The organism is Streptomyces sp. RGM 3693 (assembly GCF_050471125.1).
In the GTDB taxonomy this organism is placed as follows: Bacteria; Actinomycetota; Actinomycetes; order Streptomycetales; family Streptomycetaceae; genus Streptomyces.
In genome coordinates, this window is sequence record NZ_JBMPPQ010000003.1 from 257,533 (window position 1) to 274,566 (window position 17,034).

General features: G+C 68.4%; 11 protein-coding genes and 2 pseudogenes. 2 read left to right on the top strand and 11 right to left on the bottom strand.

Translation table 11 applies throughout. From position 1 onward, the window contains the following. Positions 1–8: 8 nt before the first annotated feature. Genes ACO0M4_RS29820 through ACO0M4_RS29840 form a run of 5 tightly spaced genes read right to left on the bottom strand, consistent with a single transcriptional unit; the run spans position 9 to position 4,636 of the window. On the bottom strand, positions 9–272 hold the full coding sequence (locus ACO0M4_RS29820; RefSeq protein WP_430374191.1) for an acyl carrier protein: 264 nt from the start codon (positions 270–272) through the stop codon (positions 9–11). Positions 273–290: 18 nt separating this feature from the next. Further along, a complete protein-coding gene (locus ACO0M4_RS29825; RefSeq protein WP_430374192.1) occupies positions 291–1,517 on the bottom strand; it encodes a ketosynthase chain-length factor in 1,227 nt (408 codons plus the stop codon). Further along, the gene (locus ACO0M4_RS29830; RefSeq protein WP_430374193.1) at positions 1,514–2,785 is read right to left on the bottom strand and encodes a beta-ketoacyl-[acyl-carrier-protein] synthase family protein; all 1,272 of its coding nucleotides are present in this window, start codon (positions 2,783–2,785) and stop codon (positions 1,514–1,516) included. The genes ACO0M4_RS29825 and ACO0M4_RS29830 overlap by 4 nt, the downstream gene beginning before the upstream one ends. Next, positions 2,782–3,111, bottom strand: a complete 330-nt coding sequence (locus ACO0M4_RS29835) for a TcmI family type II polyketide cyclase (RefSeq protein WP_430374194.1) — start codon at positions 3,109–3,111, stop codon at positions 2,782–2,784. The genes ACO0M4_RS29830 and ACO0M4_RS29835 overlap by 4 nt, the downstream gene beginning before the upstream one ends. A 22-nt stretch (positions 3,112–3,133) precedes the next feature. Next, positions 3,134–4,636 carry an FAD-dependent monooxygenase gene (locus tag ACO0M4_RS29840; protein ID WP_430374195.1) on the bottom strand — a complete coding sequence of 501 codons (1,503 nt, stop codon included), beginning with the start codon at positions 4,634–4,636 and terminating at the stop codon, positions 3,134–3,136. Positions 4,637–5,415: 779 nt separating this feature from the next. On the opposite strand from ACO0M4_RS29840, the gene ACO0M4_RS29845 reads away from it, so the two are divergent. Then, complete coding sequence (locus ACO0M4_RS29845; protein ID WP_430374196.1) at positions 5,416–6,114, top strand: helix-turn-helix domain-containing protein; 699 nt, start codon at positions 5,416–5,418, stop codon at positions 6,112–6,114. Positions 6,115–6,220: 106 nt separating this feature from the next. Here ACO0M4_RS29845 and ACO0M4_RS29850 read toward each other — a convergent pair whose 3' ends face one another. The 5 genes and pseudogenes from ACO0M4_RS29850 to ltrA all read right to left on the bottom strand — a co-directional run bounded on the left by ACO0M4_RS29850 (position 6,221) and on the right by ltrA (position 15,571). Further along, positions 6,221–6,895, bottom strand: a complete 675-nt coding sequence (locus tag ACO0M4_RS29850; protein WP_430374197.1) for a response regulator transcription factor — start codon at positions 6,893–6,895, stop codon at positions 6,221–6,223. A gap of 975 nt (positions 6,896–7,870) precedes the next feature. Continuing rightward, the gene (locus ACO0M4_RS29855) at positions 7,871–8,539 is read right to left on the bottom strand and encodes a ScbR family autoregulator-binding transcription factor (protein ID WP_430375315.1); all 669 of its coding nucleotides are present in this window, start codon (positions 8,537–8,539) and stop codon (positions 7,871–7,873) included. A gap of 1,066 nt (positions 8,540–9,605) precedes the next feature. Continuing rightward, complete coding sequence (locus tag ACO0M4_RS29860; RefSeq protein WP_430374198.1) at positions 9,606–11,186, bottom strand: MDR family MFS transporter; 1,581 nt, start codon at positions 11,184–11,186, stop codon at positions 9,606–9,608. A gap of 2,542 nt (positions 11,187–13,728) precedes the next feature. Continuing rightward, a pseudogene (locus tag ACO0M4_RS29865) lies at positions 13,729–14,007 on the bottom strand (transposase); the annotation flags it as partial. A 133-nt stretch (positions 14,008–14,140) separates the two neighbouring features. Then, positions 14,141–15,571, bottom strand: coding sequence for a group II intron reverse transcriptase/maturase (gene ltrA / locus ACO0M4_RS29870; RefSeq protein ID WP_430369029.1), 1,431 nt, complete (start codon positions 15,569–15,571; stop codon positions 14,141–14,143). Between the two features lie 41 nt (positions 15,572–15,612). On the opposite strand from ltrA, the gene ACO0M4_RS29875 reads away from it, so the two are divergent. Next, positions 15,613–15,903, top strand: a complete 291-nt coding sequence (locus tag ACO0M4_RS29875; RefSeq protein ID WP_430369030.1) for a hypothetical protein — start codon at positions 15,613–15,615, stop codon at positions 15,901–15,903. A gap of 283 nt (positions 15,904–16,186) precedes the next feature. Here the strand turns inward: ACO0M4_RS29875 and ACO0M4_RS29880 are convergent. After that, a pseudogene (locus ACO0M4_RS29880) lies at positions 16,187–16,989 on the bottom strand (winged helix-turn-helix domain-containing protein); the annotation flags it as partial. Positions 16,990–17,034: the final 45 nt, after the last annotated feature.

Below are 17,034 nucleotides of genomic sequence, written 5' to 3' on the forward strand. Positions count from 1 at the left end.
CGACGGCTTTAGGCGACGGCGCTGTTGAGCTGCTCGTTGACCAGGGCGATCAGGGCTCTGGGGGTGCTGGCGCCGGTGAAGGCGGTGTCGTCGAGGGCGATGTCGTACTGCCGCTCGATGCGGCTGAGGGTTTCCAGTAGGGCCAGCGATTCGAAGCCCAGGTCGACGAAGGTGGCGTCGAGGGTTGTCTGTTGCAGGGTGTCGGGGTCGGCGCCGGCGCCCTCGCGCAGGATGTCCTTGAGGTCTTCGAAGGTGAAGGTGGGTCGGGTCATGTGTGTGCCTCTCGCAGGTCAGGTGGGGTTGGCGGGGTGGTGGGTGTGGACGATGAGTGCGGAGTTGAAGCCGCCGTGGCCGCGGGCCAGGATCAAGGCGGTGCGCAGGGGGGCGGGGCGGGCTTGGGTGACCAGGTCGATGGTGTGGGTGGGGTCGGGTGTGACGTTGATGGTGGGGGGGATGAGCCCGTCGCGTAGGGCCAGGAGGGCGGCGGCTACGTCGAGGGGGGCGGCGCCGGAGTTGAGGCGGCCGGTCATGGTTTTGGGGGCGGTGACGGGGACGGCGTGGGGGCCGAAGATGTCGGTGATGGCCTGGGTCTCGATGCGGTCCAGTTCGGGTAGGGCAGCGGCGTCGGCGAAGATGACGTCGATGTCGGTCGGGGTCATGTGGGCGTCGTCGAGGGCCAGTTCGATGGCGGTGCGCAGGGTGGGGGGGCGGCCGCTGGTGGGGGCGGGGTCGAAGGTGGCGCCGTAGCCGGTGATTTCGCCGTAGATGTGGGCGCCGCGTTCGGTGGCGGTGTGGGCGTCTTCGAGGATGAGCAGTGCGCCGCCTTCGCCGGGTACGTGGCCGTGTGCGGCGGTGTCGAAGGGGAGGTAGGCGCGGTGGGGGTCGTGGGAGGTGGAGAGGCGTTCGCTGGTGAGTTGGGCGACCCAGCCCCAGGGGCACAGGGAGGCATCCAGGCCGCCGGAGAGGATTAGGGGGGTGCCTTTGCGGATGTGGCGTCGGGCTTGGGCGAGGGCGTCCAGGCCGCCGGCTTGGTCGCTGACGACGACGCCGCTGGGGCCTTTCATGCCGTGGCGGATGGAGATTTGGCCGGTGTTGACGGCGTAGAACCAGGCGAAGGCTTGGTAGGCGCTGACGTGGCGGCTGCCTTTGCTCCACAGGGCGCGTAGTTCGTTTTGGCCGAATTCGAAGCCGCCGGAGGAGCTGGCGGTGACGACGCCCATGTCGTAGGCGTCGAGGGTGCTGGGGGTGATGCCGGCGTCGGCCAGTGCCCAGTCGGCGGCGAGGAGGGCCAGGCGGGTGACGCGGTCGGTCTGTGCGAGCAGTGGGCCTGGCAGGTGGTCCTCGGCGGTGAAGTTGGTTATTTCGCCGGCGAGTTGGGCGGGGTAGGTGGTGGGGTCGAAGCGGGTGGCTGGGGCGATGGCGTTGTGGCCGGTGCGGGTGGCGTGCCAGTAGGGGGTGGTGCCCAGGCCGTTGGGGGCGGTGATGCCGATTCCGGTGACGACGGTGCGGGGGCTCACGCGGCGTTCCTTTCGGGCCGGGTCAGCACCATGGCGCTTTGGAATCCGCCGAAGCCGCTGCCGACGGTCAAGACGGTGTCGGTGCGCCAGTCGCGTGCGGTCAGGGGGACGTAGTCCAGGTCGCACTCGGGGTCGGGGGTGTGGAGGTTGGCGGTGGGGGGGACTACGTGGTTTTCCATGGCGAGGGCGCAGGCGGCGATTTCGATGGAGCCGATGGCGCCCAGGGAGTGGCCGACCATGGATTTGATGGAGCTGACGGGGACGCGGTAGGCGTGGTCGCCGAGGCTTTTTTTCAGGGCGGCGGTCTCGTGGCGGTCGTTTTGTTTGGTGCCGGAGCCGTGGGCGCTGACGTAGTCGATGTCGGTGGGGTTGGTGTGGGCTTCGGTGAGGGCGGCGTGGATGGCGGTGGCCATTTCGGCGCCGTCGGGGCGTAGTCCGGTCATGTGGAAGGCGTTGCAGCGTTGGGCGTAGCCGGCGATTTCGGCGTAGATGTGGGCGCCGCGTCGGCGGGCTGCGTGGAGTTCTTCGAGGACGAAGAGGGCGGCGCCTTCGCCTAGGACGAAGCCGTTGCGGGTGCCGTCGAAGGGGCGGGAGGCGTGTGCGGGGTCGTCGTTGCGGGGGGTGGTGGCTTTGATGGCGTCGAAGCAGGCCAGGGTGATGGGTGAGATGGGGGCGTCGGTGGCGCCGGCGATCATGACGTCGGCTGAGCCGTCCTTGATGAGTTCGACGGCGTGGCCGACGGCGTCGATGCCGGAGGTGCAGCCGGTGGAGACGACGGTGGTGGGGCCTTCGGCGGCCACCGCCCAGGCGGTCTCGGCGGCAAAGGAGCTGGGGATGAAGGCGTTGTAGAGGTGGCGGGGTGCGTAGTGGTGGCTGACGTTTTCCAGGCGGCCGCCGTCGCTGACGATGCGGTATTCCTGGTCCAGGGTCATGGAGGCGCCAACTGCGCTGCCGAGGGTGACGCCGATGCGGTGTGGGGGGTGGTCGTCTTTGTCCAGGCCGCTGTCGGTGAGGGCTTGTCGGGCGGTGACGACGGCGAATTGGGCGGCGCGGTCCATGCGGCGGATTTCTTGGGGGCTCAGGCCGTGTTCTTCGGGGTCGAAGGTGGCTTGGGCGGCGACGCGGGAGCGGAAGGGGGTGGGGTCGAAGAGGGTGATGGCGCTGGTGGCGGTGCGGCCGTCGCTGAGCAGGCTCCAGAAGTCTTTGGTGCCGATGCCGCCGGGGGCCAGGACGCCGATGCCGGTGATGACGACGCGGCGGGCGGTCATGATGTGGCCTGCCAGTGGTAGAAGCGGTGGGCCATGGCGTCGGCCGGGGAGCGCCAGGTGGCGGGGTCGTATGCCTGGATGAAGGGTTTGAGGTCTTCGCTGATGGTGATGAAGCGTGGGTCGGTTTTGGCGGTTTCGATGCGCTGCCCGCCGTCGGCTTCGTCGAATTCTTGGAGGTGGAAGTACAGGCCGCGGTAGGAGAAGAGTTGGCGGCGGCGGGTGCCCATGGTGTGGGGCATGTCGGTGGTGTCGAAGTCGGTGAAGAGTTGGGTGACGTCGGGGGCACAGGTGGGGTCCATGCGGGCGACGATCAAGGTGGTGTGCATGTGTGGTCGCTTTCGTGCTGGGCTAGTGGGCGGGGCCGAACCAGCGGGTGAGGGCGTGGTTGAGGGGGGTGGGGCTTGTGGGGTGGATCCATGCGATGTGGCCGTCGGGGCGCAGGAGGAGGGCGGTGGTGTCGGCCAGGGGGCTGGCCGGTGGTAGGGCGTGGGGGGTGGCGGTGAGGGTGTCGACGGCGTGGGCCCAGGGTGCGGCGCTCTGGCGCAGGGTTGCGTCATCTGCCAGGTCCAGGAGGAGGCCGCGGGCGGGGTGGAGGAGGCGGGTGGTGTTGGTTTTGTGGCCGCCTGTGGTGATCAGTTCCTGGTTGGGCATGCGCATGCCGAGGAGGGGGTGGTCGCCGGGGCCGACGTCGTAGCGGATTTCCAGGCCGGAGACCATGCCGGCGAGGTGGCGGCTGACGACGTCGTAGCGGATGAGTTCGGCCAGGACGTCGCGGACGGGCTGCATTTCGTCGCCGGAGAGGAAGAGCATGCCTTGGGCTTGGGTGTTCATCAGCAGGCGCTGGCCTACGGGGTGGCGTTCGCTGTGGTAGGTGTCCAGCAGGCTGGTGGGGGCGGTGCCGTGGGTGACGGCGGCGAGTTTCCAGCCGAGGTTGACGGCGTCTTGGATGCTGGTGTTCATGCCTTGGCCGCCGGCGGGCAGGTGGACGTGGGCGGAGTCGCCGGCCAGGAGGATGTGGCCGCGGCGGTAGGTGGTGACTTGGCGGGCGGGGTCGCCGAAGGCGCTGACCCAGACCGGGGTGCCGTGGGAGATGTCCTGGCCGGTCAGGCGTTGCCAGCCGGCTGCGACTTCTTCGAAGGTGGGGGGCTGGGTGCGGCGGCGGGGTGGGGCGCCGCGTTCGCAGACGATGATGCGGTCCACGCCGTCGCCGAGGGGGGCGGACATCACCATGCCGCCGGCGACGGTTTCGCCGATGGGGCGGGGGGTGATGTGGCAGCCGCTAACGTCGGCGAGGAACATCTCCCGGGTGGGTGCGGTGCCGGGGAAGTCGAAGCCGGCGGCCTTGCGGACGGTGCTGCGGCCGCCGTCGCAGCCAACGAGGTAGGCGGCGCGCAGGTGGTGGGTGCCGTGGGGGCCGGCGACGGTCACGGTCACAGTGCCAGTGCCGCTGTTGGGGTCGGTGTCGGTGTCGGTGTCGTCGGTCAGGGCGAGGACTTCGTGGCCGCGGCGGATGTCGGCGCCCAGGGAGGTGGCCCACTGTTCCAGGACGGCTTCGGTGGTGGACTGCGGGACGCCCTTGACTCCGTAGTGGGCGCCGTCCAGGACGGCGAAGTCGACGGGTTGGCCGCCGAAGTGGCCCAGGGTGCTGGTCTCGATCTGGCCGAAGGCCGGCAGGAGGCCGCGCTGGTCGAAGACCTCCATGGTGCGGGCGGTGAATCCAAGGCCGCGGGATTCTCCGGTGGGTTGGGGAAGGCGTTCGAGGACGATGACGTCGACGCCGGCCAGGCGGAGTTCTCCGGCGAGCATGAGTCCGGCCGGGCCGGCGCCCACGACGATGACGGAAGCATCCATGTGTGTCTCTCCCTTGGGCTGGTGGCCCTTGTGTGAAAGGAAGGCGGAAGGTGCGGCCCGGCCGCTTCTCAAAGGGGTGCTTACGGGGGCACTTGTTGGTGCCGCGGTAGGTGCTGCACGCCCTTGTTCGCGGGCAGGGAAAAGGGTCCGCTCAATGGCTCTGGGTGGTGGCCGCCTGGGGTGTGGGAGCCCTGTGTGGGGGTCCGGGTGGCGGCTGGACGCGTCCTTTGTGAAAGGGGTCCTTGGCGCTTGGTGGGTCCCGGGAAAGGGGGGGTGCTTGGTGGTTCCGGGACACAGTGCAGCGGAAGCTAGTAATGAGCTTCTTCGTCGCGGCTTCAGAGATCAACCCTATTTTTCCAACAAGCTCGCAAGATTGCTCAGAAGAGGATCAGAATTCATAGCGCATGCCAAGGGGAACGTCAGAGGAGTGTCAGATGGTGGCGTCCGCCACAGTGTGGTGGGGGTGGGGGGTGGTGGCCTGACGTGGGCCGCACCGTTATTTGTGGTTTCTCTGTATTAAGCGTGCTGCGTGCTGACTCTTCTTCCGGGAATACGAAGATCACTTGCCGGGGGGTGGTGGTGTCGGTTTTGCTGGGTGCCTACTTCGGCAAAGGAGTTGGCCTTCGGTGTCTGAGACGATGTGTGCGGTGCCCGTTAAGACGGCGTGTCAGGGAGCTGTGTGTCGGGCGGAGGGGAACGCGCGCGTGCGGGGGGATGGTGGCGATGGGTTTTTGCTGTGTGGTGCCTGTCGGGAGTTGGCGGGGGAAATGTTGCGGGGTTTGCCGTATCTGTATGAGGAATGCGGGCGGTTGTTGAGCGGGTCGGGTGGGGTGCGGGAGCGGACCAGTGGGGGGCCGTTGCCGGGGATGCCGTTCAACACCGCGGCCACGGAGGTCCGCTCCCGCATCGTGGTGACGTTGGCGTCGTGGGGCGGGTTGGTGGCCCAGGAGCGTTCGGTTGCGGCGCCGGCGCGGACGGTGCCGTCGTTGGCGCGGTGGTTGGTGGGGCAGGTGGAGTGGTTGGCGGCGCACCCGGCTGGTGGTGAATTCTCGGTGGAGTTGCAGCGGTTGGTGCGTGCGGCCCACCGGGTGACGTCGCCGGGGGGTGCGCGTCGGGTGCCGGTCGGGGCGTGTGTGGAGTCGGGGTGCGCGGGGACGTTGGTGGCGCGGACGGGGGGTGCGGCGGCGGGGTTGGCGGAGATTCGGTGCGACGCTGATGCCGGGCACCGGTGGGCGGAGTGTGAGTGGGGCCAGTTGCGGGGCCGGATGACGCCGGCGGGCGCGGGGGGCCGGCGGCGCACGCAGTGGCTTTCACCGCAGGACGTCTCGCGGATCTGGCGGGTGTCGATGGGCAGCGTGTATCGGCTGGCCAGCGAAAACGCCTGGGGGCGGCGCCGGGTGGGGGGCCGTTCGTATTACGACGAGGCCGATGTGCGGCGCACGCTCAGCGCACGACTGGCCGGGCACCGGGCCCGGTAGCAGCGCCAGCCCGACCCGCATAAGGGGAAAGGGCGGCGAGGGAAAGCAGAGGTGGGGAAAGGGTGGTGGGGCGACGGAGAACCGTCGCCCCACGGTGGAGCAAATGTCATCCGCCGAAGCGGAAGCCGACACCTCGGACGGTGATGATCCATTCACTGGATCCGAGCTTGCCGCGTAACGAACTGACGTGGGTGTCGATGGTGCGGGTCAGCTTGGCGCCGAGGTTGCCGCGGGCGCCTTGGGCGCCCCAGACCTTGTCCATGAGTTGCTCGCGGGAAAAGACCCGGGCGGGTTGTGAGGCGAGCAGGTGGAGCAGGTCGAACTCCTTGCGGGTCAGTTTGACGGGCTCGTCGTGGAGGAAGACCTCACGGCCGTCCCGATCGATGTGCAGGGGGCCATAGGCCATGCTGCGGCCTTCTGCCGAGCGTGGCCGCACACGGCGCATGACGGCTTCTATGCGGGCCAGGAGTTCGCGCAGCCCATAGGGTTTGACCATGCAGTCGTCGCAGCCGGCTTGGAGGCAAAGAACCCGGTCGAGTTCGGTGCCGTGTCCGGTGAAGGCGATGATGGGTACGTCGCTGGATGCGCGAATGCTGCGACAGACCTCCAGGCCATCGATATCGGGAAGTTCGAGATCGAGGAGAATGAGGTCGAATCCTTCATAGGATTTTAGGGCGTTGGCGCCACTGTCGGTGAGTTCGACCTCATAGCCGTGCCTCCTCATGGCCTGTCGCAGAATATCTCCGGATTGCCTGTCTGATTCCGCCAGCAAGACATGCATCGATCCCCCGGTTCGTGAGCGCCTGAACGTCAATGATGAGGCGAGCGCGAATTCCGCTATGGGCCGGGGATTTCAAGACAGTGGTCATTGCCTGAGGGGCGGCGGGAGAATCAGCACACACCACTGTATGATCCCCGTCCACAAGTGCCCCCATCCCTGCCGGCGCGAGGGACGCATATACCCCTGTCCCCGGTGACATAAACAACCGCATAACCGAACCGCTGCTCTTTGTGCGGTTCTCGCCTGCCCTGCAAGCAAAATAGCAAGCAGACTTGTCGGTTTGTCAAGGAAACGATCATCCAAGGATGGCATGTACACGTATACACCCGTCGCAGAGTGCGACAAAGAGAGCTGTACACCCAATGAATAGCGTGACTTTCCTGGGGGCCGCCCCACAGGAAACGCACTAAACCGACAGGCGCTCCCTTTACGGTGATTGGCGAGTGAACCGTAAGGAATCGCCGGGCAGTTGCTTCGTCAACCAACCGGAAGTGCTGATTCCGGGGATGGGTGGTCGCCGGCGTGAGGCCGCCAGGACAAATAGGGATGACCGCTCCTGGCCCGGGGACCTATCCTTGCCCACGGTGCGATCTGCCAGGGCAGCCCTCGCACCGTTGCGCAGATGTCCACGAACGACAGGGGGCGAAGGGTGTGCGTTCACCGCGGCGAAACGCCGGTGACCAAGGGCAGTCGACCCCGACCCGACCTCCCACAACCCCACACCCTGCAGCCCCACACCTCACAGCCGCGCACCCCGCGGTCCCACACCCCACAGCCTCGCGCCCCGCGGTCCCACACCCCACGCTCCACGGCCACCCCACGCTCCACGGCCCCACTCCCCCACCCACCCCACCCGGCACATACAGCATGTAGGGCATATACGGCCGCGGGGATGGGAGCGGGGACAGGGACAGGCATGAGGACGCGGATGGGGACGGGGATGGGGGTGGGGGTGGGGGTGGGCGGGTGTGCCGGTCAGCTCACCGAACCGCTCATCGCCGCCGGCGTCTCCTGCCCGTGGCCGGGCCGGGAGGACTGCGGCGCACTCCTTGGGCGCCAATCCAGGTGCGGCAGCAGATCGGCCGTCGCGATGGACGGCAGAAGGTAGCGCCATAAGGTGGCCAGGCGGTGCGTGAGGCCGGCGGTGGTCTTGGCCCAGTAGGGCTGGACGTTGGTGAAAAACCCCATGAGCACGTCGGTGATCTCCAACGGATCCGCCCCCGGCACCAACTCCCCCGCATCACCGGCCTGTTGCAGCAACCGCAGCACCACGGCCCGTAACTTCGCCTCGTGCGGGGCAGTGCCCTGCGCACACCCCGTGCCATGCTCGGCACTCAACCGCATCGAGGCCCGCAGCACCACATCAGTGGCAAGCCGGTCGGCATGACGCAAACTGAAGTCGACCAGACACTGCAACACCACCGGACCCTCCGGCGGCGCGAACAACTCCGCCGGGACACTCGCCACCGCCTCGGCAAGCTGCTGCTTGGAATCGAAGTGGAAGTACAACGCCCCCCGCGTCAGCTGCGAACGGGTAAGGATCTCCGTGGTACTCGTCCCGTGATACCCCCGCTCACAGAAGACCTCGGCCGCCGTCTGCACAATCAAGTGCCGCGTCCTGATCCCCCGATGTTGCCGAGTCATATCCCCCCTTGAGTCCGTGCCCACGCACCTACACACCCCACCACAGGCACCAAACCACCAGGTTGTGCGCCGGCCCGGGCCACCGGAGCAGGAATACCCACTGCCCGGCGAAGTACCGCGTGACACCCCATCGTTACGCAGGCCCACCGCATACACGGCACCCGCCTGCCCGCCACCGTAGAGCTCTCCCCAGCCCCGGTCACGGCGCCGCGCCAGTATGGCGCGGCCCCTTCCAGCAAGGGAAGCCCTTTACCTCTCCATAGCCAGGCCAAAACTCCCCCACCACACCCAGCACCACATAACCGCCCCCCACCCACCCAACCAAACCAAACCGGGCAAGGAGTAACGGGAGAGAGCGCCAACCGGGCGGGCGCGCCGGGCAGGTGGGCAGGTGGGTGGCCCCGGCAGTGCGGGCGGTGGTGGATGGTGCAGGCGGGCGGGCGGTGCGGGCAGGCGGTGGTGGGCGGTGGTGGTGGGTGGTGGGTGGTGGTGGGTGGTGCGATCCGGGCAGTGCGGGGGGGCCAGGCGGGTGGGCGCGGCGGGCAGATGGCTCTGACAGTGCGGGCAGTGGTGGCGATTGCAGTAGGTGGTAGTGGGTGGTGCGATCCGGGCAGTGCGGGACGTGCAGGGGAACCAGGCGGGTGGGCGCGGCGGGCGGGCGGGCGGACCCGGCGGTGCGGGCGCGGCGGGCGGAGTCAGCGGTCGAGCGGTGCGGGCGGGAGGCGGGCGCGGGCGGGTAGTTGTGGTGGGCGGTGCGATCCGGGCAGTGCGGGGGGACCAGGCGGGTAGGCGCGGCGGGCGGGCGGACCCGGCGGTGCGGGCCGGCGTGGCGGGCTAGCGGAGTCGGCGGTCAAGCAGTGCGGGTGGCGGGTGGTCCCGGCACTGCGGGCGGTGCGGACAGTGCGGGCCGGCGGTGCGGTGGTGCAGGTGGGCGGTGCGGTGGTGCGGGTGGGCGGTGCGATCCGGCGCTGTGGGACGTGCGGGCCCGTGCGGGCTGGGCGGGCTGTGCGGGGGTTCTGGGCGGGGTGGGTGGCCTGGCGGGGTGGGTGCGGGCGGATGGTGGGTGTTAGGGGTTCACCGGTGAGCTGGGCTGTGCCGGGTCGGGCGCGGCGGTGGGGGTGGGGGTGGTGTCGTCGGTCTCGGGCACGTTCGCGGTGCGCAGGGGTACTTCCTTGACGAAGCATCCGGCGACCAGCGCGATGGCGGCCAAGACCGTGCAGAACAGGAAGATCCGGCTGGTGCCGTCAGCAACGGCGTTCTCGTAAGCCTGACGCAGCGCGTGCGGGAGGCGCGCAAGGACATTGGGGTCGGGTTGCGCGCCGCCGGCGCCGCTTACCGGCGTGCCATCTGCGGTACGGGCACCGCTGACAGCGCCGGCGAACAGGGCGCCGCTGATCGCGACACCGACAGAGCCGCCCAGGGAGCGGGCCAGGGTGGCGGTGGAGGAGGCCACCCCCAGGTCTTTGAGTTCGGCGCTTTGCAAGGAGATCAGCAAGGTGGTCTGGGTCAACAGACCCATGCCCAGGCCAAGTGCGGCCATGAACACACCCAACACCACAGGGCTGGTACCGCGACCGGCCCAACTCAACAGAAACGAACCAACAGCCAGCGCTGCACCCCCCACAACCACGAACGCCTTGTACTTACCGCTCTTGGTGATGAACTGGCCACCGAAGGCACTGACAGCGACCATCGCGGCGAACATCGGCAACAACAACAGGCCCGCGTTGGTGGCCGAGGCATGCTGAACGACCTGCTGGAAAATCGGCAGGAAGGTCACCGCACTGGTCATCACGCAGCCCAAGAACAGACCAGCAACGGTGATCAACGAAAAGTTGGCGTTCTTGAACAAGGCCAACGGCAAAAGAGGCGCGGTGACACGCCGCTCGACATAGACCAAAGCCACCAACGCGGCCAAGGCCAAGGCCAGCAACGCAAGCAGCGGCGGTGACGTCCAGGCGTAGTCCTTGCCACCCCACGTGGTGACCAACACCACGGCACTGATGGCGATGGTGAGCAGGATCACGCCGGCGATGTCGATGCGGGCTTGGGTGCGCTGCCGGGGCAACCGAAGCCAAGCAATCATGATCAACGCCGCTGCGCCGACCGGGACGTTGACGTAAAAGCACCAACGCCAGCCCAGCTGGTCGGCGATCACACCACCGATCAAGGGTCCGCCGACCATGGCCAAACCCATGACCCCGGAGATCACGCCCTGGTACTTGCCTTGCTGACGAGGTGGCACCAAGGTCCCGATGATGGCCAACGCGCCGACCATCAACCCTCCCCCACCCAACCCTTGGAGCGCACGGAAACCAATGAGCTGGCTCATGCTCTGGGCCATACCGGAGAGCACCGACCCGGCCAGGAACAGCACGATCGCCCAGATGAACGCGCCCTTGTGGCCGTACATGTCGCCGAGCTTGCCCCACAGGGGAGTGGAAACGGCGATAGTCAACATGTAGGCGGTGACCAGCCAGGACAATCGGTCCAAGCCACCGAGCTCACCGACGATCCGCGGCATCGCAGCACCCAGGATCATGCTGTCCAGGGAGCCCAACAACATGGCGAGAACCGCTGCGGCCATCACCATGTACAGCCGGGGGCCCCGCAATAATTCCCCGCTCGCGGGCTGGCCTTGTGACACGGCGTCTCTCCTTGGCAAGGCGATGCATGGCCGGCGGGGCGACCACCCCACCAACTTACTTTCCGACAGGTCAGTTACTGGTCGACCTTAGAACCGCACGCAAAGCACCGTCAAGAAACCACCCACCAACACACCACCAACACCAGCGGGTTGATACACAAACGACCACGCAAGGACAGACGCGAAGCGCCGCCGCGGGCGCGGGTGCGGGTGCGGGTGCGGGTACGACGTGCTGGTGCGGATACGGGGCGCGGGTGCGGGTGCGGGGCGCTGACGCAAGGTACGGGTGCTGGCGCCGACTCAAAAGTGCAGGTGCCGGGCGACGATGCGAGGACAGCCTCGGGCTGCCGGCACGGGGTACGGGACGACGACGCAAGGACAGGCTCGAGGTGCCAGAGCACGGTGCCGGCACAGGGCGCGGGGCACGGGCGCGGGTACGGGTGCGGGGCGCTGACACCAGGTACGGGTGCAGGCGCCGACTCAAGGTGCAGGTGCGGGGCGCTGCCGCAAGATACGGGTGCTGGCGCCAGCTCAGGTGCGGGTGCGGGGCGCGGGTGCTGGTGCGGGGCGACGACGCGAGGAAATCGGGTGCCGACGCAAGGCGCTGACGTGGGGTACGGGTGCTGACGCTGGCGTGGGGTGCCAGCGCCGGGGGTGGGTGCGGAGTGCGGAGTGCCGGTCCGGGGCGCGGGTGCGAGTGCGGGTGCGAGTGCGAGTGCGAGTGCGAGTGCGAGGCGACGATGCGGGGACAGGCCCGGCGTGCCGGCACGATGTGCGGGGCAACGACGCAAGGACAGGCACCTGCCAGAGCAGGGTGCGGGTACAGGTGCCGACATGACGTGCCGGCGCGGGGGGGGGCGGAGCGCAAGGTGCTGGTGCAGGGGGCGGGACGACGACGCGAGGACAGCCTCGGGGTGCCAGCGCAGGTGCGAGTGCGGGCGCCGGCACGCGGTGCGGGTACTGGTACTGGTGCTGGTGCGGGACGACGACGCAAAGACAGGCGCGGATCGCCAAAGCCGGGTGCCGGCGCGGGGCGCTGACATCGGGTACGGGTGCCGGCGCAAGGCGCGGGGCGCGGGTGCAAGGTGCTGGTACAGGGGGTGCAGGTGCGGGACGACGACGCGAGGACAAACGCGGGCTTGCCGGCACCGGGTACTGACGCGAGGCACTGACGTGGGTTCAGGTACCGACCCGGGGTGCGGGTGCGGGGCGACACCCGAGGACCGGCGCGAGCTGCCGGCACCGGGGACTGGTGCGAGGCACTGGTGTGGAGTGCGGGCGCTGGGTGCGGGTGCGGGGTACGGGCGCCGGCATAGGGTACGAGTACGGGTACCGACGTGGAGTGCTGGTGCGAGATGCCGACACAAGGCGCGAGGTGCCGGTGCGGGTGCGGGTGCGGGTGCGGGACGACGCGAGGACAGCCTCGGAGTGCCGGCACGCGGTGCGCGGTGCGGGTGCCGGTGCGCGGCACCGGGTGCTGGTGCGAGGCACTGACGTGGAGTGCGGGCGCGGGCTCAGGGCGCTGGTGCGGGGCGCTGGTGCGGGGCGCGGGCTCAGGGCGCTGGTGCGGGGCGCTGGTGCGGGGCGCGGGCTCAGGGCGCTGGTGCGGGTGCAGGTGCGGGTGCGGGGCGACAACGCGACGACCGGCGCGGACTGCCGGCATCGGGTACTGACGCGGAGGCGGGTGCGGCTGCCGACACCGGGTGCTGGCGCGCGATGCGAGACGACGATGCAAAGACAGGCGCGGGCTACCGAAACCGGGTGCCAGCGCGGGGCGCTGACATCGGGTACGGGAGCCAGCGCGGGGTGCAGGTGCGGGCGCGGGAAGACGACACGCGGACAAACGCGGCCTGCCGACACCGAGTGCCGATGCGAGGCACTGACAAGGGTTCGGGTACCGACACGGGGTGCGGGCCCGGCGCGCTGGTGCGGGTGCGGCTGCCGTCCCAGGGCGCGGGTGCGGGTGCGGGACGACGCGAGGACAGCCTCGGAGTGCCGGCACGCGGTGCGTGGTGCGGGTGCTGGCGCGGGGCGCTGACATCGGGTACGGCGCCTGCGCGGGGTGCAGGTGCTGGTGCGAGACGACGACACCAGGACAAACGCGGGCTGCCGACACCGAGTGCCGGCGCGAGGCACTGACGTGGGTTCGGGCACCGACCCGGGGTGCGGGTGCGAACGCAGAGCGCGGGTGCGAACGCAGAGCGCGGGGTGCGGGGTGCGGGCGCTGGGTGCGGGTGCCGACGTGGGGTTACTGGTACTGACGCGAGGCACTGACCTGAAGTGCAGGTGCCGGCACGGGTGCGGGCCGCGGCCTGCGGGCCGCGGCGTGCGGGCCGCGGCGTGCGAGATGCGGGGTGCAGGGTGCAGGGGCGGCAACGCGAGGACAGGCGCAGGGACCTGACACAGGGTACTGGCGCTGGCACGGCCCGGTGTCCTTGCGTCAATCGCCCTTGAGGCACTCGCCCTTGCATCAACCATCCTTGGGGCGAGCGTCCTTGGGCGACCGTCCTTGGGCGAGCGTCCTTGGGCGAGCGTTGTTGGGTTACTGAGTTTGTAGTCGTGGTGTCGTCAGTGTGAGCCCTGTTCCGGTGAGGCATCCATCGATGATGTTGCTGCGGTATTGAATCTGGCGGAGGCCGTGTCGGAGTCGGTGTATGAGGTGGCTCGGGTCGGTGAAGGCGGTGTTGGCCTGGGTGGTCCGGCGGAGGATTGACCAGATGCCTTCCACGGGGTTGAGGTCGGGTGTGTAGGGCGGTAGGTGGTAGGCCGTGATCCAGTCCTGGGCGTCGATGAATGCTCGCAGTCGGCGGTCTTTGTGGACGGTGAAGTCGATCCGGGGCGCGGTTCCGGTCTCATCGACCAGCCCGTTTCCCCAGACCGCTTCCCGCACCCGGCGTGCCCGTTTCCGAGCACCGGGCGCTCCACAAGCCCTGTTCAGGACCTGTGTGTTGTCCTCATTCCAGGCTCGGCCACGGAGTCGGGATAACTGTTCCCCGGTAGCGGTAACGCGTGGTGGTCACCTTCGCCGGGTTGAACAGCTGTCGTTCCTCCGAGGCCGGCCACCATCCGACGTCGCAGTAGCGGTGCCTGAGGTCCTTCCAGGTGGCTCGGCGGTGCTTTCGGCGTAACCAGCTCCCAACCTGACGCCACGTGTAGAAGCTCAGGTAGGAGAAGGTCGCGCTGGACACGCCGGGCCGGAAGTAGACGCACCAGCCCTTGAGCGCCGGATTGAGCTGACGCAGCAGGGCATCGAGCGGCTGGCTCGTATCCGTCGTCCGGCACATCGTCCTGACCTTGCCCGTCATGGCCTTGACGGCGTTGCCCGACGGATAGGTGTAGATGAAGTGCCGGTTGCTGCCCCGCTTCCGGTGGCGCTGGATGCGCCAGCCGAGAAAGTCGAGGCCCTTGTCGATGTGGGTGATCAGGGTCTTCTCCGGTGACAGGCGCAGGCCCATCCCGGACAGGACTTCTGCGATCTCTTCCCGGAGGGCTTCGGCGTCGTCGTTCGTGCCCGACACCATCAAGCACCAGTCGTCCGCGTAGCGGACGAGCCGGTAGTTGGGCAGGCGGTGGCGACGGCGCTTGGCTCTCTCCGTCTGGCTTGAGGCGGGTCCGCCGGGTCCTTGAGCGATGTGCTCGTCCAGGACCGTCAGGGCTACGTTGCTCAGCAGCGGCGAAAGGATCGAACCCTGCGGGGTTCCGGCGCGGTTGTCTCGCAGCATGCGGTTCTCGCTGAGGATGCCTGCTTTGAGGAACGCCTTCCCCAGTGCCAGGACGCGCTTGTCTCCGATTCGTTCCCGCACCCGGTCCATCAGGGCCGTGTGCGAGATCTCGTCGAAGCATGCCGTGATGTCGCCCTCGACGACCCACTTGTAGGAGCGGGACGCGAAGTAGCGCACCTCAGCCACGGCGTCGTGAGCACGACGATTCGGGCGGAACCCGTAGGAACACGGGTAGAAATCCGCTTCGAAGATCGGCTCCAGCACCAGCTTCAAAGAAGCCTGCACCACTCGGTCGGCAATGGTGGAGATCCCCAGGCGGCGCAATTTGCCGCCCGCCTTCGGGATCATCCGTTCCCGCACCGGCAGCGGGCAGAAACTGCGGCCCTTGACCTGCGACCGCAGCCCGTCGAGGAAGTCCACGACGCCCTGCCCGGCCTCGATGGAACGGGCCGTGCGCCCGTCCACTCCGGCCGTGCGTGCTCCCTTGTTGCCCCGCACCCGATCCCACGCCACCAGAAGGAACGCAGGATCGGCAACGAGGTTGAACAGATCATCGAACCTGCGATGAGGGTCATCACGGGCCCAACAGTGCAGCTTGGTCTGGATCTTCAGTACCCTGCGCTCCGCTCCGAACAGAACGGAGTCAAGTTCGTCGGTATTCACCGGCGACAGCCTCCTGACTTTCCAGTACGTCCACTGCTGACTTGCTGGTCTCCTTCGCCGTGTACGCGCCTCTCGCGCGCTCGGACTACTACGAGACCTCCGCCCCGCCCAACGGCCATCAGTTGGCAACGGACCTGCCCGCCTCCGAACTGGCTGTCCGGCGGGAAGGGCAACCGCAGGCGGTTCCCACGTTCACCACAGAATCGATCAAGGAGGGAGGTGCCCACCTCTACCCCGACAGCCTCGCCATGCCTACGCCGCAGGCTTTCGACATGGCCTCCCCACCGGACCTAAAAACCGGCTTCGGAGTTGAACGCCACCCCGACGAGTGACAGTTCACGCGCTGCAACCCGGCCCATATCCGTCAGGTTTGAGCCGAGCGGGACACTTACGGGGCGTCAGACAGCGGTTCCTCTCGTACACCTTCTCCTCGCTGCTTGCCGGACCCGGACCGTCTGACAGTGCCGACCCGTCCCGTACGTTGTCGGGGCTGCTTCCCGCCGCCACCTGCGTTCCCACGTGGCGACTGCCCCCAGCTTCACCGAGCGGCTGCGACCACCCGGCGGTGGAGTCCTTTCACCTCCACTCGATTCCGTAGCGCCTCGTGGCGCACTTCAAGTTGTCCCAGATGAGGACGATGGGTCCGCCGAGCTGCCGGTGGGCGGCGATGAGAAGGTCTCGGTACTCGGTCCAGGCGAAGCTCTTGCGGCCTCCGGTCTTGTGATCGGCATGTCGCTTGGGCCGGTAGACGAGGCGGGAGCGTTCACCGGGTTTGTAGCAGCAAAGGGCGGCGATGGAGAAGCGGCGCTGGGAGCGTCCGCGGACCCGGATGACCGGTGTGCTGCCGCGTTTGCTCCAGGTCCGTGAGGTCGGCGGCGTCATCGAGAATCCGGCTTCATCCTCGAAGACGATCCAGGCCCCGAGCGCCGCCGCGGTGGTTCCACGTGCGGCCACACGTCCTTCACCCAGCCAGCCACCGCCGCCTCGTCGCGCTCGACAGCACGACGGGCCGGAACCTGATGACTCCAGCCATGCCGCCGCAGCATCTGGGAAACACCCGACAGCGTCATGGACTTGTGGAACCGTCGGCCGATCAGAGTCCTGATCCTGGCCAACGTCCATCTCTGATCCGGCCAGCCATGCGCGACCGGGCCTTTGGCCAGCTCCTCCTCGAGCGCGGCGAACAGCGCATCACTCAGCTTCGGCCGGGACGCCGGGCCGCGGGAACGAACCCCGTTTTGACCGGCAGCCCTCCAGGCTTGCCGCCACCGCTGGGCCGACCGGACGCTGACCCGTAACTCCTTCGCGACATCGGAACTGCCCCGCCCCTCGGCGAACATCGCGACTGCTTCCATCCGGACCCGCTCGCGAAACGCTTGCCTCTCCGCGCTCAGACCCCCACCCTGCGGATACCTCATACACCCGGCATACCGCGACGATCACCGATCGTCAGCCCCTACGAC